This window comes from Mesorhizobium sp. LNHC209A00 (genome assembly GCF_000502915.1).
In the GTDB taxonomy this organism is placed as follows: Bacteria; Pseudomonadota; Alphaproteobacteria; order Rhizobiales; family Rhizobiaceae; genus Mesorhizobium.
Map to the genome: position 1 here is coordinate 855,397 of NZ_AYWT01000003.1, position 22,083 is coordinate 877,479.

A 22,083-nucleotide genomic window follows, 5' to 3' on the forward strand; every position below is an offset into this window, starting at 1 on the left:
TCAAGCGCGGCTTGGCGCACAGCATCCGAACAGCATCGAGGAGGACTGCTTGCCGCCAGCTGAAGCCGCACCCGCCCTGCTTTCCGTCGAAGGCCTGACCAAGCATTTTGCCGGGGTGACCGCGCTGAGCGATGTCTCGCTCGATGTCCGCGCCGGCGAAATCCTTGGCCTGCTTGGCGAAAACGGCGCGGGAAAATCGACGCTTCTGAAAATCCTGTCGGGCGTCATGCCGCCTTCCGGCGGCCGCATCACCTTCGACGGCGCCGACTACCAGCCGGCGAGCCCGCAGGAGGCCAAGCGGCTGGGCATCGTCACCATCTACCAGGAGCTCAGCCTGATCCCGACGCTGATGGTGGCGGAGAACATCTTTATTGGCCGCGCGCCGATCGGCCGGCTTGGGCTGGTGAGCTGGCGCAAGATGGAACAGGATTCCCGCGCCATCATTGCCCGCGTCGGCCTTACCATCGACCCGATGACGCCGGTTTCGGCGCTGTCGGTGGCCGAGCAGCAGCTGGTCGAGATCGCCCGTGCGTTGTCCTTGAAAAGCCGGCTGATCATCATGGACGAGCCGACCTCGGCGCTGACCGAGACCGAGGTGCGGAGGCTGCTGTCAATCATGGACCGGCTGCGCAAGGATCATGTCGCGATCATGTTCGTCACCCACCGGCTGGAAGAGGCATCCGCCATCTGCGACCGCATGACGGTGCTGCGCGACGGCAGGCTGGCGGGGCATCTCGAGCGTCAGGGGGGACCGATCAAATTGCCCGCTATCATCGAAAAGATGGTCGGCCGCGCCGCTTCCGAACTTTACGCCCGTCCGGCGCAACGCGCGGCGGCCGGCGATGTGGTGCTGTCGGTTCGGGGCTTGCGCACCGTGCGCGATCCCGAAGCGCCGCACGCCATCGTGCTCGACGGGGTCGATATCGACCTCAAGGCGGGCGAGATCCTCGGCGTCGCCGGTCTCGTCGGCTCCGGCCGCACGGAGTTGGCGCGCGCCGTTTTCGGCGCCGACCGCATCGCGGCGGGAACGATCACGCTCGACGGCAAACAGATCGCGCCCGCATCGCCGGCCGACGCCATTGCGCTCGGCATTGGGTTGGTGCCGGAAGACCGCAAGCACCAGGCGATCTTTGCAGCACTTGGTATCCTGCCGAATTTTTCCGTCGCCTCGCTTGGGCGTTTCAGCAACGGCTTCGGCTTCATGGCCGAGCGGCGCGAGCGCGACGCGCTGTCGGGGTTCAGGAAGATGCTGTCGATCCGTATGGCTTCGGCCGAGCAGGCGATCGAGGGGCTGTCGGGCGGCAACCAGCAGAAGGTTATCCTGGCGCGCTGGCTGGCGCGCGACCCGAAAGTGCTGATCGTCGACGAGCCGACGCGCGGCGTCGATGTCGGCGCCAAGGCAGAGGTGCATCAGATCCTGGTGCAACTCGCGGCGCGCGGCATCGCGGTGATGATGATCTCGTCCGAACTGCCCGAGGTGCTGGCGGTGTCGGACCGCATCGTCACCATGCGCAAGGGACGCATCACCGGTGAAATGCCGGGCGTCGAGGCAAACGAGGAAAGATTGATGGAACTGATGGCGCTCGACAGGCAGGATATGCCGGCACAGGATGCGGAGGGGCAGGCACGATGAGCATCGCCGAGGAACAGAGCCAGCGCGGCGGCGTGACGATCGCGCGGCTTTTGATGAGCTTTGGGCCGCTGCTCTTCCTGGCGGCGCTGGTCGTCGTCTTCACCGTGCTGAAGCCGAGCTTCATCGATCCGATCAACCTGTTCAACATCACCAGGCAGATCTCGATCACCGGGCTGATCGCGCTCGGCATGACCTTCGTCATCCTCACCGCCGGCATCGACCTTTCGGTCGGCTCACTGCTCGCCTTCTGTGGCATGGTCGCGGCCGTGGTCGCCAAGGGCGGCACCGCCAACACGCTGTCGCTGTCGACGTCAGGCACGCAGGGTTTTGGCTGGTTCGCGGCGTTGCTCGCCGCTGTCGTGGTCGGTGCGCTCGCCGGCGGCGTGCAGGGGTTCGCCATCACAAGGCTGAAAGTGCCGCCCTTCGTCGTCACGCTGGGTGGGCTGACGGTGTTCCGCGGGCTGACGCTGACCATTTCCAATGGCGGCCCGATCTCCGGTTTCGACGCCTCGATGCGCTGGTTCGGCACGGGGCTGATCGGTCCGGTGCCGGTGCCGGCGATCATCTTCGCCATCGCCGCCATCCTGTGCCACATCGTGCTGCGCTACACCCGCTATGGCCGCGCCGTCTATGCCGTCGGCGGCAATGCCGAGGCCGCGCGGCTGTCGGGCCTGCGCGTCGACCGCATACTGGTCTCGGTCTATGTCATCGTCGGCTTCTTCGCCGGGCTCGCCGCCTTCGTGCTGTCGGCCAGGCTGAATTCTTCCGAAGCGGTCGCCGGCATCGGCTACGAATTGACGGTGATCTCCGCCGTCGTCATCGGCGGCACCTCGCTGTTCGGCGGCATCGGCTCGGTCGGCGGCACGGTGGTGGGCGCGGCCCTGATCGGCGTGCTGCAGAACGGCCTGCAGTTCAACAACGTCTCGTCCTATACGCAAAGCATCGTCATTGGGCTGATCCTGATCCTGGCGGTGGCGTTCGACCGCTGGCTGAAGTCGCGGGTGAGGCGATAGGAACGAGGGCTCTGCGCTCACCCGCCTCTGTCGGGCTGGACAGAGGGGGCATCTCACCCGGCCATTTGCCAGGAAAGCTGTCCCATTTCTTGCAAGAAACGCGATATCGTGCGCCAATATTCGCGCGCCTCGCTCGGCCAAGCCGGTTTCGGCCTGAGCGGCAATGTGCGCGTGACCAGCCGCGTCGAGCGGTTCGGCCGGCGCTGCCGTCTGGCGGCAATTGTGGTGGACCATGGGCGGGCAGGGCGCCGAATGCCCCCATCAGGCCAGCGACGGACAAGGCGGCAATGGTTCCCGCCCCCCGCCGTTATCCAGGTCTGGACTCTTGAGCGGGCAGTCTTGAACATTCCAAATTAAGCGCGTCGAACGAACAGCCATCCCAGGCGCAATCTAGAAACCAAAATCGGGGATTGGAACCCGCGAATGGCTCGGTCCAGCCGTACTCGGGCCTCAGGCTGCCTCAAGTGCCCAAAGACGATGGCCGAAACGGCGGAAGAAGCGCGCCACAAGCCGCTGCTGCTTCGCCCTGGCGAGATCGGCCAGCCGTCGTTCCTGGCGCCAGCGCGGCATGTTGCGCCAGCCGGCGATGAAACGGGCTGCATCCTCGACGGCTTCGTGCGCCGACAGCGCCGGGCCGATCATGGCCAGGAACAGCGGCTCCGCCTGCTTCAACTCGTCGATGACGGCCTTGCGCCTGAAATGATGCAGGCGGGCCTGCGCGATGCCGGTGCGTCGGATCGCCTCGAAGGCTAAGAGCAAGGCGGGGCTGTCGCCGGTGTAACCGCAGGCGCGGGCGAAATTGGCGGCATCCATCCTTGCTCCCGGATCTGGCGCGAGGTGATCCGGCGCCGACTCATGTTTGCAAGTGATATGTAAGCATAACTCTTACAGACATAGAAGGGAAACTTTTGGAAGAGTTTGGAAACCGCGACTCGACTCCTGCTTCGAAACACGGGAAGATATGAACAAATCAGGAACAAAAGGACGGAAAAGTGATGGCGTTGCCAGGCAGGGAAGCAGTGATCGCGCAGGTTGCCTCGCTGTCGGTCGAGTGCGCCGATTGCGGCCGCAACAGGTGGTGGCGGCCCGATCAGTTGAAGCGCTTCGGGGTGAACGGGAGCACGCCGCTGGCCGCGCTGTCGGGCCGCATCGTCTGCTCGGCCTGCCGGGCCGACGGGTTGCCTGGCACGGCGATCTCGATCCAGGCCGCTTTCATCGACGAGCGCCAGCGCGTGCGCTCGGAAGCCCGCATGCTGAGCGGCCGCGACGTGCCGCTGGAGGGGTCGAGGCGAGCTTGAGGGGCGGCGGCTGGCGAAGTCGTCAGCAGACGTTGTCTTCGTCGGAGAGGGCAACGTCTCGCCCTCCGCGAAAGACTTGCAAGATCGGCACGGTGTTGTCCCTGAGGCTGAATGTATCGTGGCTCGCCGGCGATAGCCCACGGCACGCAGGCCCGGTCTAGTATCCCAGCAGTTCCTTCAGCGGAATCACCCGCCAGACGTGCTTGATGGCGTAGCGGTTGAAGGTCAGCGTCTTGGGCGGATTGTACTGCTCGACCACCAGCTCGCCCGCGGTGCGCCGGACCAGCTTCTTGATGAAGGCCTTGCCGTTCTTCTCGTTCTCGTCCGGAAAGGTCTCGATCACCACATGGTCGCCCGGCACCGCGTCGCGGCCGCCGCAATAGATCATGTCGCCGGGTTCGTAGCGCGGCACCATGGAATCCGAGAGGACATGGAGCGCGAATACTCTCGGCAGGTTGCGGACCCCTGGCGGACGCTGCACGTATCCTGCCGGCTCGCCGTTCAAGGTGAAGTCGCCGTCGTCGCCGCCGACGGCGGCGCCCAGCACCGGAATGTCCATCGCTCCGGCCGACAGCGGGCCGGCGTCGGTGACGATCTCGGCGTCCGCCACCGGGCCGACATCGTCGAGGAAGACGACCTGTCCTTGGCCCAGCGCCACGGGGTCGACGCGCAGGAAGGCGGCGGTCTTCAGCAAGTTCTCGGTCTTAGGCAGGTTGCGCCCGGTTTCCCAGTTGCCTACGGCGGCCACATCGGTCTCGTTGTGTTCGGCGATGTGGCGCATGACCAGGCCACGCTGCTTGCGTGCCTGGCGGATCGCGGCCCCGACCCTGATCGACAGTTGCGTTTTCACCATGGCCTCATGTGACCGGCAAGTCCTGCTTTCGTCCATGAAAGAATGGCTTGCATCAATTTTTGAGTTATGCTTATATCAACTCATGCGAAAGCTCAACCCTCTCAGAGTCGACAGCGCCTCCAGGCCGGCATGCCGGACTGCCCTTTCCATTCCGCCCCGGCCGCCTCCTCCCCGGCCGGGGCGAAGCGCGAAGCCGATTGCCTTGGTGCATCGGCCTTGCGTCCGGTCCGCCCGTTCCCGGCGGCCGGAACGGCCGGAGCCGCTCCCTGCGGCTCCGGCTCCCCTTTCGACCCGGCCGAGGGTGTTGCCTGTCGCACGCAGGACGGCACCGTATATCCTGTACGAGCCGATGACCGGCAGGGCGGGTTCGGCCCCCCGATAGGGACGTGGCGGGCGCGGCTTTGCGCGCTTCGCCGCCGCGTCGGTCGGCCGGCGGGGCTGAGCGGCCGGTTCCGAAGCAATCCCAGCGGCCGACAGGCCAGACCAGCCCGACAGCGCCCATGGGGCCGCGGGGCAAACCAGACGCTTGCCTGACGGCGCCGTCCACGGCGGCCGCTGGCCGCGCAATGGAGACGGACATGGCAAGCTACAGTGACAGCGAATTGCAGGCGATTGCCGCCTGGCTCGGGGATGGGCTTTCGGCCTCCAGGATCGCGGCGGCGTTCAGCGCACAGCGCGGCAGCCCAGTATCGCGCAACGCCATTATCGGCGTCGTCCATCGCAACGCCATGCTGGGCGCGATCGGCTTCTCCAATGGCAGGGGCTCGTCGGCAGCCGGCACGGCGATGGCCAAGGCNGCCATGCTGGGCGCGATCGGCTTCTCCAATGGCAGGGGCTCGTCGGCAGCCGGCACGGCGATGGCCAAGGCGGCGAGCCGAGCCGCCAAGGCGGAACCCCCAACGGGCCGTGCCGGCGCCATCCCGCAGCCGGGGAGCACACCGGCCGTGCGGCCGAAGCGGGCTCCTTCGCCCGTGCGGCCACGGCTTTTCCAGCGCGAGGCTGGCGTGCTCACTGCTGATGGGCAAACCTACCGCTTCAAGGTGCCGGCGTCGCCGCGCGGTCCTATCGGCCGGCAGCCGCATGGCGTGGCCATGCGCTTCATCGACTGCCTGTTCACCCGCTGCCGCGCGCCGCTCGACCTGGCGCTGGAGGAAGATGCCAAAAATGTTGCGCCCGCGGGACGGCCCGGCCAGGACATGCTGTGCTGCGGCATGCGCACCACGACGATGAAAAGCTACTGCAGCTACCATCAGGCACGCTTTCACCGGCCTGTTTGCGAAGCCGGGTGAAGCTCGGTCCCTTCTCCCCGTTGAATGGAGAGAAAGGCGCTTCTAACGCCGCCGTCACCAGTTTCGATCGCCGCCAATTCGGGAGAATCACTGTGAACGCCCATCGCGCCGCACCGCTATTTCGGCATCTGGCGCCCTTGTTTAGGCTGCTGCGCCGCCCGTTGCTCCAGCATCGTCGCCGGGCCGCCGCCCGCAACCAGAATGCCGGCAACGCGGGCAAAGCCGGTGAACACTTTCATCGCATCGGATTGCGAGATCTGCGCCGCGATGGCGGCGCTGCAGGCGTTGAGGGCGCTGCGATAGACGTGGCCCCGCCGCTCGATCGGCCAGCGCTGCAGGAAATCGGCGGCCTCGCTGACAGTCTCGATCTCCTCGACATGGCCGTCCAGGGAGACTTTGAGCGGCACTCCGGTCTTCATCGTACCCACGGCATTCACCTTCGGTCCAAGCCCGGCTTTCAAGCCGACGCTCATAAACGCAAAAGGCCTGCCGCCGGTTGCATCGCGGCCGTCTCAGGGGCTCGCCGCCGCGTCGAGCCACTCATGCGCGCGGCTTCTTGGCTTGGCCACCAATATGCCTTGTTGCCTGGCCGCCTCGCGGAAGGCCTCGAAGGCGGGGCGCGGACAGCAAGTACCCTCGACCGCGAGCCGGACGAGCCGTGCCGCCTCGAGGTAGCCCGGCGCGGTTTTGTCGGGCCATTGGTGACGAAGCGCCGTCGCCGCCTCGGCCACCGAGCCGACCAGCATGGTCTTGTTGTCGCAGAAACGCAGGGTCACCGGCATGAAAGCCGTCATGGGCAATCCTCCCTTGGGCATGGACGCGTCACAACGTCCGGACCGGCGGCGGGTTCCATTAGCGCGGCTGTAGGAACAAGGTGGTGCGCGGCATGAGCGAACGGCCCTTCATGCAGCTCTACGTCTCCGATTTCGTCGGCGACACGCTGCAACTCTCGACCGAGCAGATCGGCGCCTACATGCTGCTGCTGATGGCGATGTGGAACGCCGGGGGAAGCCTGCCCGAGGACGACGCCAGGCTGGCGCGCGTGGCCCGCCTGCCATTGAAGCGATGGCGGGCGATCAGCGCCGAGCTGCTCGCCTTCTTCGAGCGCGAGGGCGACGAGATCGGACACAAGAGACTGACGAAGGAGCTGTGCAAGGCGCGGCTCAAGTGCGAGGCGAGAGCGGCCGCCGGCGCGCGCGGCGGAGCCGCCACCGCCTTGAAAACAAAGGCGCGTGTCCAAGCAAATGCCGATGTTTTGACGCGGCATTCTCCAGAGTCCAGAAACCAGATGGAAAAAGCTTCCGCTTTTTCAGCGCGCGAGGGGCGCGAAAGACCGGGGATTTCGATTGGGGGCCGCGAGGCGGCTTCGAGATCGCAGGGCCAGGGCCGGCCCAAAATGCCGCTGGGCTGGACCAGGCCGAAAACCCACGGAGACGCCGCCAACGCCATCATCGAGGAGATCCGCGGATATGACCACGGCCGAACTGCAGCAGGCAACGAAGGCGCTGGCGGCAATGTTCTCCTGCTTCCCGCAATCCGCCCTGACTGACGTCGAGATGCAACTGCGCGGCTACCTCGGCGCGATCAGGGATGCAGAGCTGGGCGACCTGCAGGCCGCCATCCAGCGCTTCGTGCGCGGCGAGGTGAGGAGCGGCAACGCGCAGTTCTGCCCTTCGAGCGCGCAGCTCTGCATAGAAGTGCGCGAGCGGCGGGTGATGCGGGAGTTGCTGGCGCGGAGGGGCGCCGGCCTGGTTTCCTCGCCTCCGCGAAGCGGGGGAGAGGTGGCCCGGCGAAGCCGGGACGGAGAGGAGGCCACGCCAGAGCCGACTGAGAATGAGCATCGCAATGCGCACCCCTGAAGAGGCAACTTTCGACTGTCGGCGCTGCCCCGCTCGGTCCGCTTCGCGGCCACCTCTCCCACGCTTTGCCAGGCGAGGAATCCAGGTTCTGCAAGGCCACCACTCGAACACAACCAAGGAGCCACCCATGCCCAAGAAAACCAAGGCCGCCAGGCCGCAAGCGCCGAAACTGCCGAGAGGCGAGGCCGAGCAGGTGCGCATCCGCCGCGAGGTCGGCCATGATTTCGCGCTGAAGGACGATGCCTTCGGCCGCAAGCGGCTGACATCGGGAACGGCCGAGGCACGGCGCGTCTACGAGGTGTCGAATGACGGCCACACTTCCACCGGCGGCATCGTGCGGGTGCGCAATGTCGACCCGCTGCTGGGCATCACCTCGCTGACCCGCCAGCAGCGCGAGGCCGGCATGCGCTACCGCGAGCACTTCCGGTGCAGCCAGCAGGCCGATATCAAGCCGATGCGCTGGACGGAGCGCGTCGACGGTGGGCGCCTCGGCGGCGGCATCGCCGACAGCGTGCTCAACGCCGGCCGCGCGCACGCCGCCGCGACACGGGCGCTCGGGCATTGGGACGTGGCGGCAATCGTGCGGAATGTCGTGTGCCTGGAACAGCCGGTGAAGACCGTGGCCGAACAGGATGGCGAAGGGCGCGACGTGGTGACGAAGCTGTTGAAGGTAGGGCTCGATCTGCTGGCCGTGCATTATGGGATGATGATGGGGCGCTAGGGCAGCTCCATTCTAAACGGCAAATCACCGGGGAAGAGCTACGGTACAGCCCGTCGTCTCGGTCTTCCGCCGAGCGGGTCGATAGCACTGATCTACGCTTCGTCCGCGCTCTCCTCGGTTTCTTTCGTTTCTTCGTCCTGCTGGTCGGCGATCACCTTTGGCAATCTAGCCAGTGGGCGGCCCGCTAGGTAGTCCGCTACGCGTTGCTCCAGGAATTCTGTTGTCATTCCGCCATCACCTAATTTGTCGGCGAAGCGTCGCCCGGGATGAAGCACATCCCAAGGAGACTTGTATTGGTTGGCTCGTCTACGGCCCGGGTCCTTGTTCCCGAAACCATCGATTGCACGATTCCAGGTCGGCTGAAACGTCTCAATGAGCATGTTTTCGCCTAAAGGAATCCAAATGTCGTCCACCACAAGATGACGGAGGGAAAAATCAGCGAGGTTGAGATTGATCGCTTCGTCGATCGACGCTGCATGCTGACGGAGACGACTTGCGAGTGCGTTGCCAGTTGGCGAGAAGTCTCTCCGAAGGCCACCTTTTCTTCCGCCTTTGGGAATAGCCTTGCCTACATAGATCGGCCGGCTAAAGGTGCCGCCTTTATTGCCTTCGGCAATCGGGGCATAAATAGGCAAGCTGCCGGAATAATAGATGACGTACACACCCGCACCAGGAATATGATCGACCGAAGACAGCGGTCCAGGCTCGCGCGTTAGCAGTTCAAATTCGATGCTACGGGCAAGGTTCAGTTTATCCAGCGGATTATAAACATCTTCAGTCACGCTGCCCCCAACACATAAGCCTTCATTTCAGGAAGTCCGATCCCCCCAACGTAAGATGGCGTTTCACGCTGCGCGCGATGATGTTCGCCAGTTCCACCGGGACGGCATTGCCGAGCTGACGCATGGTTTCGGACCATGCGCCGTGGAAGCGGAAATTATCCGGGAATGTCTGCAAGCGAGCGCTTTCGCGCACGGTAAAGTATCGCACGCTACCATCCGGCCGCAGCAGCATGTTCTCGCCGCCCGGAACGCCATGGACACCTGCTTTCAAGGTCTTGGCCGGTTCGTCGAGCGGGCTCCCAGTATGTCCGGGGTAGGATCGCGCCCCAGGTTGGAACCGGTGATTGTTATGGTTCGCGGCTTTTCGCGACTCGTGCTCGGGATCGGGCAGATCGCCAATCGCATCTCGCGTTGTCCGCCATGGTGCGGTTTTTGGTTTGACGTCGAGCCGCGCCGCGCGCTCGGAATGCCTGTCCCCAACCTTGCGATCAGCATTGCGGACTTTATGTCGGTCCCAGTAGTCCCCGTTTTCCTGATCCCACAGCAAGGCCTCCAGAGAGTGCGTTTCCAATGGAAAAGCCCATTTGATGTCGAGGTCGGCTCGAAAGCCCACGAAAATGACGCGCTCCCGACGCTGCGGAATCCCGTAATTCGCCGCGTTCAACGAACGTGGAACGACCCGATATTCGAGGCCTCTTGGTCCGCGACGGCCAGTATGATGCTTCTCGAGCCGCCGCAGGTGGCTTTCCCAACCCTCGTCGGATTCGGCGACCAACTCGGGGTACGTCATTTGCAGTACGATGTGCGAAAAATACGTCGCGAAGGTTTCGCGGGTCAGCCCTTTTACATTCTCGAAGATGAAGGCGCGTGGCTTGGTTTCGCGGACCGCGCGGACTGCTTCCGGCCACATATCACGCGAATCCAGATGGGCGCGATGCTTGCCGCCCAGCGAGAATGGCTGGCAGGGCGGGCCGCCTGTCACCAGATCGATCTTGCCCTCGTGCGCCCGAAAATCGACGCTGCGGACATCGCCCTCGATGGGCTCCGGCCAGTCGCCGACCAGGCCGAGGCCATCAGTCCGGTTTTCTCGAATGGTATCGCAGCACCATCGGTCCCACTCAATTACGGCTTCCGGCGTGAAGCCGGCACGGCTCACACCCATGCCAAGCCCGCCGGCGCCTGCGAACAGCTCGATCGACTTCATGCTATTCCCCCACGAATTGACGCAGCTTGTTCTCTAATTGTTCACCCTGCCGCAATTCGCATTCCCAGACAACCAGTACGTTCCAGCCGAGCCGCTTCAGTGCATCCTGTTTGAGAGCGTCGCGCTTCGCGTTTGCCGACAATTTTGGTCCCCAGAAGTCCAACCGGGACTTTGGAAGACGGGCGAGCGTGCACGCCGGATCGTCGTGACGATGCCAAAAGCAGCCATGAATGAAAATCGCTTTTTTGCGTTTTCCAAAAACAATGTCCGGTTTTCCAGGCAGGTCGCCACGGTGGAGCCGGTAACGATAGCCCATCCCGTGGAGTAGCCGGCGCACGACCATCTCCGGCTTCGTATCCCTGCCATGGATACGCGCCATCCGTTCGCTTCGTTCGGTGGTAGAGAGGGTGTCCACTTTTCATCGTCTCATGATTCGGGAAGATGGTGTTGCGTTTTGCCGCGAAAGTGAAGGGCCAGAGGCGCAAGCATTGATGGAGGGAGTCATCTCGCCCGAAGCTTGAAAGCTCGCTAAGCCCAATACCAAGCAGTGCCTGGGAATCGTGAAAGCCGTTTCGACGTTGAGCCTGGCAAGCGGCCCGAAACGTTGTCGGCGATTGGGTGCTCTTTACGTGAGCCGCAGCGCAATGGCGGCCGAGCCTATATTGCCTAAGCGCGTGTGACCATGTCGTACCGGATCCTGAACGGTCTGACACCATTATGCCTACGCGGCCGACTATCTCGAATTTCCGGCGCCGGGCCTTTCATCACCAATGGCCGCTACGCGGAGGCGTTGTTGCGCGGCGATTGATGCCACATCCGGCGTTCTATGCTCACCACGGAAAGCGGTTCGCGGCGTGCACTGATCTTGAAGCACGCTCTTTTATCCGTCCGTTAGCAAGCCACCGGCCGGCTTACGCCGGCCGGGATATATCCCAAGGTCAATAGCCGCAGACGCGCACTGTCTCGATGACACGGTGGTGGTGACGCCAATGCTTCACCAACTCGGTGTGGCAGCGGCGATGGTACATGCCGTAGTAGCGCGGCCGGTAACCGTCGTCGTAGACGCCATAACGATAGTGGTGACGGCGGTAATAGGCGCCATCGTCGGAGTAGCCACCGTAATAGGCGCCATCGTCGGAGTAGTGACGGTAATAGTCGCGATGTCTGGGAACGTAGTAGTCGTCATCATAGCCGTTCCCGATGCCGAGCGTAATACTGGCGGCACTTGCCGGAGCGATCACCGCCACCGCCGAAGCGATCGCGATCACGGATGCAATCAAGAGCTTTTTCATGACAACCTCCTTCTTAAGGTGTGTCTAATAAACGCTGCAGCCACGGCCCTGTTCCCATAAATCGATGAATCGATCGTTCGAGCTGGTTGCCGTGGCGCCAAAGGACCTGCCGGGCGATGCCGCCCTGGCCATACCTGTCAGCATGGCGAGGGGCGTTTTGAACCTTGGTCGCCGCCGTCCATTTCCCCTGGATGCAACCAGCAAGGGAGATTGGACCATGCACATCATTCTTGGCGGCACCGGGCATGTCGGCTCGGCAGCGACGGTAGCGCTCCTGCGGCAAGGCGAGCCGGTCACGGTGGTGACGCGCGACAAGGCCAAGGCGGCGCCTCTGGCCGCGCAGGGCGCGGAGGTGGCGGTGGCTGATGTGCTCGATGTCGAGGCGCTGCGCGGGGTGTTCAGGCGTGGCACACGGGCGTTCGTGCTCAATCCGCCGGCCGATCCTTCGACCGACACGGATGCCGAGGAGCGCAGGACTGTGGACGCCATCATTGCGGCGCTGGACAGTTCGGGACTGGAGAAGGTCGTGGCGGAATCGGCCTATGGCGCGCATGCGGGCGAACGGGCCGGCGACCTCACCGTACTGCATGGGCTGGAAGAAAAACTGCATAGCCAGGCCATTCCGGCCAGCATCATCCGCGCGGCCTATTACATGAGCAATTGGGATGCCTCCCTGGAGACCGCCAGGCGTGAGGGCATCGTCAACACGCTGTTCCCGGCGGATTTCGAACTGCCGATGGTGGCGCCACGCGACCTCGGCGAAGCGGCGGCGCGCTTGCTTACGGAGCCGCCGGAAAAGAACGGCCTGCATCACGTCGAAGGGCCGTCGCGCTACACGGCCAGGGATGTCGCCGCCGCTTTTGGCGGGGCGCTCGGCAAGGAGGTGCGCGTGGTCTCGGTGCCTCGCGAACATTGGGCTGAGACGTTCGAGAGCATGGGGTTTTCGCCGAAAGCGGCACAATCCTACGCGCGCATGACGGAGGTGACGGTTGATGACACCTATGATCCGCCGACCAGGCCGGAGCGTGGGAAGGTCACGTTGGAGCGGTATATGGCGGAACTGGCGGGGGCAGGGTAAGCGAGCGTTTCTTCCTTCTCCCACAAGGGCAAGGAAAGTCTAACTCCCTCTAAACAGCGCCTTTTCCAGCGGTCCTGCCAGTGTCTCGGCAAAGGCCGTCGCCAGATGATGCCTGTCGCGGAAGGCGAGTTTGCCGTCGATGAAGACGTGGCATTCGGTCGGGCCGCAGAAGCGGTCGGTGAGGTCGATATAGAGCGTGTCTGGGATGCTTTTCACCACCGCGCGCTCGGCGGCGGCCACGTCGTCATTGGCGGCCTCGGCCCTCGGTGTGTCGCACAGCGACGGCGCCTCGCGCCACCACAGCGCGCGGGCGACGCAGGCGTCCGCGAAGCTGTCGCCGATCGGCGTGTCGCGGATCACGGCGGTCTCGACGCCGGCCTGGCTGAAGGCCTCCAAGGTAGAGCGCAGGCCGGCCTGCCAGCGAGCTATCTCGGCGTCGCGGCTGGCGGCGGACATGTCGCGCGTCAGATTGCCGATCGAGAATTCCGAGATCACCACCAGGCGCGGCTTGCCGCGGATAATGTCTGAAATCGCCTGTTCGCGCCAGGCGTCGCATTCGGTGTAGTCGCGTTTGAGCACGGCATTGAAGGTCGACAGCCGCGAAGCGCGGCACGAGGATTTGAGGTAGGTGACCACTTTGGTGTCGTTGCGTTTTGCCGCCTCGACCAGCGGCGTCGACCAGTGGTCGGCATGCGAATCGCCGAACAGCACGATGGTGTGGGCGGCGTCGGCCGGCCCGAAGGTGCAAGGTTTCGGCTCCACAGTGTGAAAATCGAGCAGGCAGTCCTTGTCGACGGCGCGCGCGATGGACGGCTGTTCGGCGGCCTCTTCGATGCCGCGCTGGGTCGGGTCGATGTTGCGGGTGGCCAGATGCGCGTTGGCGTAGGCCGCAGCCACGCCGGCGGCGGTCAGCACGAGGGCCGGGGCGAGGGCAAGCCCCGGTAATAGCCGAAGCGGTCTTGCGGCCGGGCTGGCGTCGAAGCGAAAGGCCCTGGCTGTCGCCGCCAGCCAGTCGCCGCGCCGCGCGGGGTTTTCGATCAGCCGGTAGGTGGCCGCCGACAGCGCCAACGCCAGCACGGCGCAGCCGATACGCTGCGCCACGCCGAGGTCGGGGTGCAGCATGGCGGCATAGACGATGACGGGCCAATGCCAGAGATAGAGCGAATAGGAGAGCGTGCCGACCCACTGCAAGGGCGCCAGCGAGAGCATGGCGGCGGGCGCCAAGGCCTGCCAGCGAGTCTTGGCCGGGGCATCGCCCTGCTCGCCGGCGCCGCTCAACAGCACCAGCACGGAGCCGGCAACCGGCAGCAGCGCGTACCAGCCGGGGAAAGGCAGGTTTTCGCTCAAACAGAGATAGGCGACGGCGATCAGCGCCAGGCCCAGCCACCCCTGTGCCGCCCGCAGCCAGAACTGATGCCGCCACAAGATTGGCGTGGCAAAGGTCGCCAGGCCGCCGGCGGCGAATTCCCAGGCCCGCAGCGGCGAGAAGTAGAAGGCCCAGGCCGGCGAGAGGCTGGTGAACCACAGACAAGCCGCGAAGGAGGCGAGGCCGACGGCGCCGATCACGACCACCGTCATGCGCCGGCCCCGATGCAGCCAGGCGGCGAAGACAAGCAGTGCCGGCCAGACGAGATAGAACTGCTCCTCCACCGACAGCGACCAGAAGTGGATGAAGGGATTGCTCAAGGAATCGGCGGCGAAATAGTCGAACGACCAGCGCAGCAGCCACAGATTGATGGTGTAGGCCGCGGCATACATGGCGCCGCGCGAATAGAGCGCCTGTTCCCGCGGCGCCATGATGAAGGTGCCGACGGCGAGCGTGGCCAGGATGACGAAGATGGCGGCCGGCAGAAGGCGCCGTGCTCGCCTGGCATAGAAGCGCCAGAGGTCGAGCCGGCCGGTCTCGGTGATCTCCTGCATCAGATGCGTGGTGATCAGCCAGCCGGAGATGACAAAGAAGATGTCGACCCCGGCAAAGCCGCCGGGCAGTGCCGTGACGCCAAAATGGTAGGCGACGACGCCGCCAACCGCCAGCGCGCGCAAGCCCTGTATGTCAGGCCGAAACGATGCCGCCACGACACCTCCTTCGTTTGCGCCCAGCCGTCATCGTCCGCCGGGTAGCCGATATTGCAATGCAGCATATATTCCGCAGTGCAACATGGCCAGAGCAAGGACGCTGTTTTTTCCTCTTCATGAAGCCGCGGGAAATGTGTCGGTCGACGATAAGGACTGGCGGCAGGCGCCTGGAGTCGAGGCAGAATGAGCAGTTGTGTCGGGGCCAAAGCGGCGGTGACGGCAAGGCAAAGCACGGCAGTCACGAAAACAGCCCCGCGAACGGGGCTGTTCCATGCCTACGGCGCCAACGCCTTATCAACTGCCGCCGTTCAATTTCACGCTACTGCAGAATTCCGGATGCGTGTTGGTTGGGTTGGCGTTCTTGGACTCGTCGGCGCAAGCGGTCTTCATGGCGGTCTGGTCTTCAGGCGTGAGGGCCTTCCAGGCTTTCACGAACTCATCATTGCCGACCATCGTCTTCATGCCGGAGTCCGTGTAGAACGGCTTCATCTTGGCAGGATCGTCGAGAGCGGATGTTCCCGTGTTGGATCCCGCGAGAGCCGAACCGGTGGCCATCGAAAGCGCCATGGCGCCAAGGCAAATCATCTTGATGTTCATGACTGGGTCCTTCCCTGTTGCTTTGTGACCGTCGAAGCAACGATCAAGATTTAAACGAAACGGTTTGCCCGAAAGTTCCGGTTTATCAGACCAAAATTCCAAACTTCGCCCAAATATGTTCCGGAGAACCTTGAAACCTTTGCGGTATTGAGCGGTAGCCACGGCGTACAGGCGGTTGCTTGGTTTTTGGCAGCCTTCTCCGTCGCGGCGCATCGCCGGTACCGCTGGACGGCCAGGCGCCTGGCCCTCTGGATAACTTCGCGGTTCGCGGATGGTGCCGGTTCCCGCAGGACGGGTCTCGTCGCCGCACAAAAGGCCTCGCGGGCGCAGCCAGCGAGGCATTGATTGGAGGGTCTTGTCATCGCCTCGGGAGGCGATTGCGCAGCAACGAGGCCCGCTTGCGGAAAGTTTCAGTGCCCGAGCGAGGAAGCCTCGTTATCCCCCTGGATCAGCGTGCGTGCCGCGCTTGCCCCTGCCGCCAGGATGCGTCCCGAGAGGTCCGTTCCGTCCACGGCGCGGGCCATCTGAAGGGTGCCGATAAGGGTCGCAAAGATGCCCAGCGCAACGCTTTCCGGGTTCCGGGTCCGCGGCGGCAGTTCCGCCGCTACCTGGCGCACCAGGGTCAGCAAGCGCTCGGTATAGAGTTGGCGTGTTTCGGAAGGCTCGCGTGCGATCTCCGGCAACAATGCGGCAGACGCGCAGCCCTGTCCCGGATTGTCCCGGTGTGCCGTCGACAGATAGGCGTCGATGGCCATATCCAGGCCGCCGGCAGCCAAAGCTTCGCGGATCTGGTCCGACTGATCCTCCAGGGCCGCTGCCACGGTTTCACGGACAAGCGCCGCCTTGGATTGAAAGTGCGGGTAGAAGGCCCCGTTGGTCAAGCCGGCGTCTTTCATGATGGTTGCCAGCCCCGACGCAGCGATACCGTCACCGCGAAAACGGTTGGCGGCCACCTCAATGATCCGGCCGCGCGAGGCGTCCTTCCGGCCTTTTTCATAGCGCATGGCTGCGGTTCCTTTCTTCTATTGCATTATGGATGTAATATGATAGTACGATCATAATTCTAATGGAGCGAAAAAGATAGCCCCTCATGATTTTGGAGCCCCAAATGAACAGGAATTCGGGAAAGACGGCGCTCGTCACGGGAGCCTCCTCGGGTATCGGCCGCGCCAGCGCGGAAGCGTTGGCGCGAGCGGGATTTACCGTGTTCGGCACAAGCCGCCGCAAGCTCGGCGACAGCCCGAAAGGAGTGACCATGCTGGTTTGCGATGTGACCGACGATATGGCCATCGATGCACTCGTTTCAACCATCCACGCGCAGACCGGCCGCATCGATCTGCTGGTCAACAATGCCGGCGTCGGCATGCTTGGAGGAGCCGAAGAATCCTCGGTTTCCCAGGTGCAGGCGCTGTTCGACGTCAATCTGTTCGGCGTCATGCGCGTGACCAATGCGGTGTTGCCGTCGATGCGGCGGCAGGGCGTAGGACGCATCATAAATATCGGCTCGATCCTGGGAGTGGTACCCGCGCCATATTCGGCGCATTACTCCGCGGTCAAGCACGCGCTCGAAGGTTATTCGGAATCGCTCGATCATGAGATCCGTGCCTTCAATATTCGCGTCTCGGTCATCGCGCCGGCATTCGTGCGCACCGTTTTCGACCAGAATGGGTTCGAGCCCGATTCGGTCATGAAGGAATATGATCAGGCGCGAGCCGGGGTAGACGCATTGCTTCGCGACGTGATGCGCAAGGCGGACCCGCCGGAAGTGGTGGCAAATGTGGTTCTCAAGGCGGCGACCAACAAACATCAGCGCCGGCGCTACACCGCCGGCAAGACGGCGCGGCTGGTCAACCTGTTGCGTCGCTTCGCGCCCGCCGGGATGTTCGACAAGACGTTGCGCAAGCAGTTCCGCTTGCCTGCCTAAACAAACGATTTTCAGAAAGCGAACATGATGAAAGCCTTCGTCGTCGACAAATATCAAAAGAAGGGAGCGTTGCGGCTCGCCGAGATGCCGCAGCCTGATGTGGGGGACAACGATGTCCTGATCGAGGTCCACGCCTCCGGAGTGAACCTTTTTGATTCCAAGCTACGGGACGGGGAGTTCAAGCTGATATTGCCCTATCGCCCGCCCTTCATCCTGGGCCATGACGTGGCAGGGGTCGTCATGCGGGTCGGATCCAAGGTCCGCAAATTCAAGGCTGGTGACGAGGTCTTTTCGCGGCCGCGCGACGGCCGCATCGGGACATTCGCCGAGTTCATCGCCGTGGACGAAGCCGACGTGGCGTTGAAGCCGGACAATCTCAGCATGGAGGAGGCCGCTTCCATTCCGCTGGTCGCTCTTACCGCCTGGCAGGTGCTTGTCGAAAGGGCAGGGCTGACGAAGGGCCAGAAGGTGTTCATCCAGGCCGGTTCCGGCGGCGTCGGGACCGCCGCCATCCAATTGGCAAAGCATCTCGGCGCCACCGTCGCAACGACGGCCGGCGCCGCGAGCGCCGATCTGTTGAGAGGCCTCGGCGCCGATATCGTCATCGACTACAAGAAGGACGATTTCGAAAAGATCCTGCACGGCTACGACCTCGTCCTGAACAGCCAGGACGCCAAGACGCTGGAAAAATCCCTGCATGTGCTGAAGCCGGGCGGTAAACTCATCTCCATCTCCGGTCCGCCGGATCCCGAATTTGCCAGGGACAAAGGTCTCAACATCGTCCTGAAGCTGGTGCTGCGCCTGCTGAGCCGCGGCATACGCCGCAAGGCCAGACGCGCCGGTGTCGAATATTCGTTCCTGTTCATGTGGGCGCAGGGCGAGCAACTGAGCAGGATCGCATCGCTCATCCAATCCGGTGTCATACGCCCCGTCGTGGATCAGGTTTTCCCGTTCGAGAAAACCAACGAGGCGCTGGCTTATGTCGAGACGGGGCGCGCCAAGGGCAAGGTGGTCGTGAAGGTCAGATAGTATCGCCGGGCCGAGCCCGAATCTCTTCGCCGCTTCAGGGGAGCGGCGGGTTGCGCGTCTCAGCCGGCGTCGCGGCCCACCGGGCCCACCTCGACCTCCCTGAGATAAAACGCCTTGCTTGGCTGCAGGTGATCGACGCAGAGCTGCGCCAGCACCCAATTGTCGCTGCGCTTCAGCGCCTCGATCATCATCAGATGATGCTGGCGCGAGATTTCGAGCTTGTCGCGGTCGGCCAGCGAATTCGCCCGTACCGGCAGGCTGAGGCGCATGTAGTGCTCGATGGAGGACACCAGATAGGCGTTGCCGCAGGCCGAGAACATGGTGAGGTGGAAGCGGTCGTTGGCCTCATGGATGCCTCTGAGGTAGCCGGCGTCGACATGGGCGCTGTAGACGCGGTGGATCTCAGCCAACTCGGCGATCAGCGCCTCGCTCGCCGGCAGCCGGATCATCAGCGCGGCCTGGCGCTGCAGCATCTCGCGCACCTCGTAGATCTGGCGGACTTCCTCGGGGGCGAGCCGGCGCACCGTGGCACCCTTGTTGCGCTCGCGCGTGGCGATGCCAAGCCTTTCGAGTTGATAGAGGGCCTGGCGGATGGTGTGGCGCGAGACCGGGAAGCGGGCCAGCAGCACGTCCTCGACCAGGCGCGTGCCGGGCGCCAGCCGGCCAAAGATGATGTCTTCCTCCAGCGCATGGACAATATCGGCTTCCTTGCCGCCATAGTCGACCGTGTTGAGCATCGCGATCCTCTTGCTGGCCCGGCCAAATCGTCATTGGCCTCGACCACTCTAGCGTTCGCGCGCTAGGCTGGCCACAAGCTGGTCGAGGCGCGTATCGTCGAGGCTGACGACGCCGCACATCCGCATCGCCTGCCGCAGGCTGATCCTCCTTGCCTCGCAGGTAACGCTCGAACTGCGAGCGGTTCATGCCCAGTCCGCGGCAAACGGCGCTCACCGACGCGTGGCCGCTGACCAGCCGTCTCAGATTGGCGACAAGATTCCTGCGAATTGGCACGATGCCGTCCCCCAAAGACGTCCGGACCATTAATCAAGCTATGGCTGATATGGCGCCAATCTCGCACAACATTGCCCACGCGCGAATGAGACCTTCGGCCAATATCGCTGCTGGACATGGAAAGGCCCGCCACCGACGCGACTCGTGACGGGCCTTCTGAGTACGCCGGGCTTCCCACCGCCCGACCATTTGCAAAACCAGCCGGCGGCACGATCGTTCCATCAGGAAGCGCGGGCATCCCTGGGGGACGGGCTCACGGGCCTTGGCGGATCACTATTTGTGAATGAGCCATTCTATCAAGCCGGTCTCGACCAGCTCGCAGCCGGTAAACTCGTGAACCAGGCTTTTGGCCAAGTCGCGCCATTGACACTCGGGCACGTTCGCTTCCGAGACCAGATCTCGAAACACAGCGCGCAGAATATCGGCATCGAACGCTGAGATGGGAACCGGGTCTGTATCTTCCCAGGCCGGACCGTTATCATCGCGCTGGCGTTGGCGAAGCCGTTTCAGAAGCTCGCGCGATTGCGCGATCACGTGCCTGGAATGGTCGATTTCGCGGCGAAAGGCGACGTTTCCAGCAATGGAACGATGTCGTAGCAGGAGGCTGGCTTCGATAGCTGCCCGCGCCATGTCTATATGGCTTCCAACCATCGCTACCTCCCAGAGGTTGTTTTTTACTCCTCCGAAGGTGCATCTCAAAGGGGATTCAACGTACGGTTTGGTACAAAACCTTGCCGATGGGGTTGAGCAATGCTCACACCGGCGCGGTTGCTTAATTCCTGTCCGACGGCTTCGAGCGCATCCTCGACACCGTCTCGCGCTCGGCGCGTTTGGAGCGCAGTGGCGGCAGGCCGCGATCGATCAGGTCCATGTCCTCCAGCACCATGTCGCCCATGCGTTTGAAGGCGATGTCGAGGGCGCCGGCCCGGTGGGCGGAGCGCAGGAAGCCGGGCAGCGCGCGCACGGGATGGTCGCCCGCCAGCGGCTCCTCGGGAAAGACGTCGCTGGCGGCAAGGATGTGACCGCTCCTTACCGCCGCCATCAAGGCGGGGAAATCGACCACGCCGGCACGGCTGAGCAGGATGAAGGCGGCTCCCTTGCGCATCCTGCCAAAAGCGTCGGCGCCGAGAAACCCCTGGTTCTCGGAGGTTACCGAAGCGACGACGAAGACGAAGTCGCTTGATGACAGCACCTCGTCCAGCGAGGCCGGCTCGACGCCGTTTTCCCTCAGGATCGACGGCGGCAGCCAGGGGTCGAACACCTTCGTGTGGGTGCGGAAGCCCGACAGCAGGCGGTTGAGGGCGCGGCCGAGATCGCCGAAGCCGATGATGCCGACATCGGCTCCCGAAAGCAGCCGCGCCGTCTGGTTGCCGTCGCCGCCCCACAATTCCTCGCCTTTGCGGAAAGCAAGGTCGGCATCGACGATGCCACGGGCAAGGTTGAGCGCCATGGCCAGGCCGAGCTCGGCTACCGGCTCGGCGAAGACCAGGCCCGTCGTGACGACATGGATACCCCGTGCGAACAGTGTTTCGTAGGGCATGTTGTCGAGGAGGTTGCTCTCGACATTGAAGACGCAGCGCAGCGTTTTCATCGCCTCAAGCGTCCGCGGCGAGATCGGCGGCTGGCCGACGATGTAGCGGGCCTCGGCCAGCAGCTCAGGCGGCAGCCGCGCCACGCCGTCGGGCGTCGTCTCGACGATGCGATAATGTGCTTTGAGGCGCGCCAGCTTCGGCGGCGTGAAGATCAGTTCGAGCGTACGCGGCTCGGGCGCGCTGATCACCAGCGGCAAGGCGGTGTCTGACATTGGCAAGGTCCTCCCAGGCGGCTTGTGGCGCTTTCTCGATCCTAAATCTATCCCGTACCGGCGGATTTGAAAGCACGGTAGACCGATTCACCCGGCGCAGGCGTTTGGACCACCATACCCGTCCTGGTACGATTGACATTGGCGCCGAAGCCGGTCTTCTCTGCGGTAATCCACCAAGGGGAGATAGCTGGTGAAGAAATACGAGAAGCCAACCTGGCACAAGCGCGAACGGCTTTCGGCCGTCACTGCTCTCGCTGGACCTTCAGGGTTACCGGCCAAGCTCTGAATGGGAAAGTGCATTCGCCTGCTGAAACAAAGGCGCGATCGACCGATCGCGCCTTTTGCTTTTGCGGAACAGCAGGCCGTCATCCACGTCGCTTCGGCGCGGCGGGCTTCTGTCGCTCGCCGCTTGGCTCGGCGGACAGCCGCTGCTTGCGAAGCCGCGCCGTCTTCGCGTCGCGGGCCTGCCGTTCGGCGTCAAGGATGAGCCGCGACTCGCGATCGGCTCTCTCAAGCTTATGCTTGTCGACCAATCGGGCCACTTTGTCCTCCGGCGGCGTATAGCATTCCATGAAACCAATGCCGTTCGGCAAGGTTCCCTCATGTGCGATCCTTGAGAT

Annotated in this window: 25 protein-coding genes and 1 pseudogene; 10 read left to right on the forward strand and 16 right to left on the reverse strand. The window is 63.7% G+C overall.

The features are described from left to right. The first annotated feature begins 49 nt into the window (after window positions 1-49). Window positions 50-1,633 carry a sugar ABC transporter ATP-binding protein gene (locus tag X739_RS154345; RefSeq protein WP_023794522.1) on the forward strand — a complete coding sequence of 528 codons (1,584 nt, stop codon included), beginning with the start codon at window positions 50-52 and terminating at the stop codon, window positions 1,631-1,633. Beyond that, window positions 1,630-2,646 (forward strand): ABC transporter permease, encoded by a 1,017-nt coding sequence (locus X739_RS154340; protein ID WP_023774610.1) that lies wholly within the window; start codon window positions 1,630-1,632, stop codon window positions 2,644-2,646. The genes X739_RS154345 and X739_RS154340 overlap by 4 nt, the downstream gene beginning before the upstream one ends. A 450-nt stretch (window positions 2,647-3,096) precedes the next feature. On the opposite strand, the gene X739_RS154335 is transcribed toward X739_RS154340, so the two are convergent. Continuing rightward, entirely contained in the window at window positions 3,097-3,459 is a 363-nt protein-coding gene (locus X739_RS154335; RefSeq protein WP_023794524.1) for a hypothetical protein, read from the reverse strand. A 182-nt stretch (window positions 3,460-3,641) separates the two neighbouring features. On the opposite strand from X739_RS154335, the gene X739_RS154330 reads away from it, so the two are divergent. Continuing rightward, window positions 3,642-3,944, forward strand: coding sequence for a hypothetical protein (locus tag X739_RS154330; RefSeq protein ID WP_015316815.1), 303 nt, complete (start codon window positions 3,642-3,644; stop codon window positions 3,942-3,944). Between the two features lie 157 nt (window positions 3,945-4,101). Here the strand turns inward: X739_RS154330 and X739_RS154325 are convergent, their stop codons facing one another. After that, entirely contained in the window at window positions 4,102-4,797 is a 696-nt protein-coding gene (locus X739_RS154325; RefSeq protein WP_023774613.1) for a helix-turn-helix transcriptional regulator, read from the reverse strand. Between the two features lie 578 nt (window positions 4,798-5,375). Between X739_RS154325 and X739_RS154320 the strand changes: the two genes are divergently transcribed. Beyond that, window positions 5,376-6,086, forward strand: coding sequence for a GcrA cell cycle regulator (locus X739_RS154320; RefSeq protein WP_023794527.1), 711 nt, complete (start codon window positions 5,376-5,378; stop codon window positions 6,084-6,086). 116 nt (window positions 6,087-6,202) lie between these two features. Here X739_RS154320 and X739_RS154315 read toward each other — a convergent pair whose 3' ends face one another. Both X739_RS154315 and X739_RS154310 read right to left on the reverse strand, forming a co-directional pair. Further along, entirely contained in the window at window positions 6,203-6,559 is a 357-nt protein-coding gene (locus X739_RS154315) for a DUF982 domain-containing protein (RefSeq protein ID WP_023774615.1), read from the reverse strand. Between the two features lie 39 nt (window positions 6,560-6,598). Next, window positions 6,599-6,880: a DUF982 domain-containing protein gene (locus tag X739_RS154310; RefSeq protein ID WP_023774616.1), complete on the reverse strand. Its 282-nt coding sequence runs from the start codon at window positions 6,878-6,880 to the stop codon at window positions 6,599-6,601. A 92-nt stretch (window positions 6,881-6,972) separates the two neighbouring features. Here X739_RS154310 and X739_RS154305 point away from each other — a divergent pair, with 92 nt between their 5' ends. The 3 genes from X739_RS154305 to X739_RS154295 all read left to right on the forward strand — a co-directional run bounded on the left by X739_RS154305 (window position 6,973) and on the right by X739_RS154295 (window position 8,666). Continuing rightward, on the forward strand, window positions 6,973-7,635 hold the full coding sequence (locus X739_RS154305) for a DUF1376 domain-containing protein (RefSeq protein ID WP_031252015.1): 663 nt from the start codon (window positions 6,973-6,975) through the stop codon (window positions 7,633-7,635). After that, the gene (locus X739_RS154300; protein WP_156939443.1) at window positions 7,556-7,945 is read left to right on the forward strand and encodes a hypothetical protein; all 390 of its coding nucleotides are present in this window, start codon (window positions 7,556-7,558) and stop codon (window positions 7,943-7,945) included. Before X739_RS154305 ends, X739_RS154300 begins: the two co-directional genes overlap by 80 nt. Before the next feature lie 127 nt (window positions 7,946-8,072). Continuing rightward, a complete protein-coding gene (locus tag X739_RS154295) occupies window positions 8,073-8,666 on the forward strand; it encodes a DUF6456 domain-containing protein (protein ID WP_023794533.1) in 594 nt (197 codons plus the stop codon). A gap of 92 nt (window positions 8,667-8,758) precedes the next feature. Here the strand turns inward: X739_RS154295 and X739_RS154290 are convergent, their stop codons facing one another. The 4 genes from X739_RS154290 to X739_RS154275 all read right to left on the reverse strand — a co-directional run bounded on the left by X739_RS154290 (window position 8,759) and on the right by X739_RS154275 (window position 11,944). Next, a complete protein-coding gene (locus X739_RS154290) occupies window positions 8,759-9,448 on the reverse strand; it encodes an Eco29kI family restriction endonuclease (RefSeq protein WP_023794535.1) in 690 nt (229 codons plus the stop codon). A gap of 22 nt (window positions 9,449-9,470) precedes the next feature. After that, the gene (locus X739_RS154285) at window positions 9,471-10,652 is read right to left on the reverse strand and encodes a DNA cytosine methyltransferase (protein ID WP_023774622.1); all 1,182 of its coding nucleotides are present in this window, start codon (window positions 10,650-10,652) and stop codon (window positions 9,471-9,473) included. 1 nt (window position 10,653) lies between these two features. Beyond that, window positions 10,654-11,067 carry a DNA mismatch endonuclease Vsr gene (gene vsr / locus X739_RS154280; RefSeq protein WP_023794537.1) on the reverse strand — a complete coding sequence of 138 codons (414 nt, stop codon included), beginning with the start codon at window positions 11,065-11,067 and terminating at the stop codon, window positions 10,654-10,656. 523 nt (window positions 11,068-11,590) lie between these two features. After that, entirely contained in the window at window positions 11,591-11,944 is a 354-nt protein-coding gene (locus tag X739_RS154275; protein ID WP_023774624.1) for a hypothetical protein, read from the reverse strand. A 217-nt stretch (window positions 11,945-12,161) separates the two neighbouring features. Between X739_RS154275 and X739_RS154270 the strand changes: the two genes are divergently transcribed. Further along, window positions 12,162-13,022, forward strand: a complete 861-nt coding sequence (locus tag X739_RS154270) for an NmrA family NAD(P)-binding protein (protein WP_023794539.1) — start codon at window positions 12,162-12,164, stop codon at window positions 13,020-13,022. Window positions 13,023-13,061: 39 nt separating this feature from the next. On the opposite strand, the gene X739_RS154265 is transcribed toward X739_RS154270, so the two are convergent. The 3 genes from X739_RS154265 to X739_RS154255 form a co-directional block, all read right to left on the reverse strand. Further along, the gene (locus X739_RS154265) at window positions 13,062-15,098 is read right to left on the reverse strand and encodes an acyltransferase family protein (RefSeq protein ID WP_023794541.1); all 2,037 of its coding nucleotides are present in this window, start codon (window positions 15,096-15,098) and stop codon (window positions 13,062-13,064) included. A 294-nt stretch (window positions 15,099-15,392) separates the two neighbouring features. Beyond that, window positions 15,393-15,695, reverse strand: coding sequence for a hypothetical protein (locus X739_RS154260; protein WP_023794543.1), 303 nt, complete (start codon window positions 15,693-15,695; stop codon window positions 15,393-15,395). A 410-nt stretch (window positions 15,696-16,105) separates the two neighbouring features. Then, the gene (locus tag X739_RS154255) at window positions 16,106-16,699 is read right to left on the reverse strand and encodes a TetR/AcrR family transcriptional regulator (RefSeq protein ID WP_023794545.1); all 594 of its coding nucleotides are present in this window, start codon (window positions 16,697-16,699) and stop codon (window positions 16,106-16,108) included. A gap of 104 nt (window positions 16,700-16,803) precedes the next feature. Here X739_RS154255 and X739_RS154250 point away from each other — a divergent pair, with 104 nt between their 5' ends. Further along, window positions 16,804-17,619, forward strand: coding sequence for an oxidoreductase (locus tag X739_RS154250; protein ID WP_023794546.1), 816 nt, complete (start codon window positions 16,804-16,806; stop codon window positions 17,617-17,619). Between the two features lie 27 nt (window positions 17,620-17,646). Then, window positions 17,647-18,648 carry an NADP-dependent oxidoreductase gene (locus X739_RS154245; protein WP_023794547.1) on the forward strand — a complete coding sequence of 334 codons (1,002 nt, stop codon included), beginning with the start codon at window positions 17,647-17,649 and terminating at the stop codon, window positions 18,646-18,648. Window positions 18,649-18,707: 59 nt separating this feature from the next. Here X739_RS154245 and X739_RS154240 read toward each other — a convergent pair whose 3' ends face one another. The 5 genes and pseudogenes from X739_RS154240 to X739_RS17865 form a co-directional block, all read right to left on the reverse strand. Further along, complete coding sequence (locus tag X739_RS154240) at window positions 18,708-19,385, reverse strand: GntR family transcriptional regulator (RefSeq protein ID WP_023794548.1); 678 nt, start codon at window positions 19,383-19,385, stop codon at window positions 18,708-18,710. Between the two features lie 148 nt (window positions 19,386-19,533). Beyond that, window positions 19,534-19,659 (reverse strand): annotated as a pseudogene (locus X739_RS1000000170435) (XRE family transcriptional regulator); the annotation flags it as partial. 273 nt (window positions 19,660-19,932) lie between these two features. After that, window positions 19,933-20,289 (reverse strand): hypothetical protein, encoded by a 357-nt coding sequence (locus X739_RS154235; RefSeq protein ID WP_023774632.1) that lies wholly within the window; start codon window positions 20,287-20,289, stop codon window positions 19,933-19,935. Window positions 20,290-20,431: 142 nt separating this feature from the next. Further along, window positions 20,432-21,463, reverse strand: coding sequence for a hydroxyacid dehydrogenase (locus X739_RS154230; protein ID WP_023774633.1), 1,032 nt, complete (start codon window positions 21,461-21,463; stop codon window positions 20,432-20,434). 365 nt (window positions 21,464-21,828) lie between these two features. Continuing rightward, window positions 21,829-22,056, reverse strand: coding sequence for a hypothetical protein (locus X739_RS17865; RefSeq protein ID WP_023774635.1), 228 nt, complete (start codon window positions 22,054-22,056; stop codon window positions 21,829-21,831). Window positions 22,057-22,083: the final 27 nt, after the last annotated feature.

Bases quoted from the DNA above. Each gene is read 5' to 3' on its own strand.
- X739_RS154340 (WP_023774610.1), top strand. From the start codon at position 1,630: ATGAGCATCGCCGAGGAACAGAGCCAGCGCGGCGGCGTGACGATCGCG.
- X739_RS154335 (WP_023794524.1), bottom strand. From the start codon at position 3,459: ATGGATGCCGCCAATTTCGCCCGCGCCTGCGGTTACACCGGCGACAGC.
- X739_RS154330 (WP_015316815.1), top strand. From the start codon at position 3,642: ATGGCGTTGCCAGGCAGGGAAGCAGTGATCGCGCAGGTTGCCTCGCTG.
- X739_RS154325 (WP_023774613.1), bottom strand. From the start codon at position 4,797: ATGGTGAAAACGCAACTGTCGATCAGGGTCGGGGCCGCGATCCGCCAG.
- X739_RS154315 (WP_023774615.1), bottom strand. From the start codon at position 6,559: ATGAGCGTCGGCTTGAAAGCCGGGCTTGGACCGAAGGTGAATGCCGTG.
- X739_RS154310 (WP_023774616.1), bottom strand. From the start codon at position 6,880: ATGACGGCTTTCATGCCGGTGACCCTGCGTTTCTGCGACAACAAGACC.
- X739_RS154305 (WP_031252015.1), top strand. From the start codon at position 6,973: ATGAGCGAACGGCCCTTCATGCAGCTCTACGTCTCCGATTTCGTCGGC.
- X739_RS154300 (WP_156939443.1), top strand. From the start codon at position 7,556: ATGACCACGGCCGAACTGCAGCAGGCAACGAAGGCGCTGGCGGCAATG.
- X739_RS154295 (WP_023794533.1), top strand. From the start codon at position 8,073: ATGCCCAAGAAAACCAAGGCCGCCAGGCCGCAAGCGCCGAAACTGCCG.
- X739_RS154285 (WP_023774622.1), bottom strand. From the start codon at position 10,652: ATGAAGTCGATCGAGCTGTTCGCAGGCGCCGGCGGGCTTGGCATGGGT.
- X739_RS154275 (WP_023774624.1), bottom strand. From the start codon at position 11,944: ATGAAAAAGCTCTTGATTGCATCCGTGATCGCGATCGCTTCGGCGGTG.
- X739_RS154270 (WP_023794539.1), top strand. From the start codon at position 12,162: ATGCACATCATTCTTGGCGGCACCGGGCATGTCGGCTCGGCAGCGACG.
- X739_RS154260 (WP_023794543.1), bottom strand. From the start codon at position 15,695: ATGAACATCAAGATGATTTGCCTTGGCGCCATGGCGCTTTCGATGGCC.
- X739_RS154255 (WP_023794545.1), bottom strand. From the start codon at position 16,699: ATGCGCTATGAAAAAGGCCGGAAGGACGCCTCGCGCGGCCGGATCATT.
- X739_RS154250 (WP_023794546.1), top strand. From the start codon at position 16,804: ATGAACAGGAATTCGGGAAAGACGGCGCTCGTCACGGGAGCCTCCTCG.
- X739_RS154245 (WP_023794547.1), top strand. From the start codon at position 17,647: ATGAAAGCCTTCGTCGTCGACAAATATCAAAAGAAGGGAGCGTTGCGG.
- X739_RS154240 (WP_023794548.1), bottom strand. From the start codon at position 19,385: ATGCTCAACACGGTCGACTATGGCGGCAAGGAAGCCGATATTGTCCAT.
- X739_RS154235 (WP_023774632.1), bottom strand. From the start codon at position 20,289: ATGGCGCGGGCAGCTATCGAAGCCAGCCTCCTGCTACGACATCGTTCC.
- X739_RS154230 (WP_023774633.1), bottom strand. From the start codon at position 21,463: ATGTCAGACACCGCCTTGCCGCTGGTGATCAGCGCGCCCGAGCCGCGT.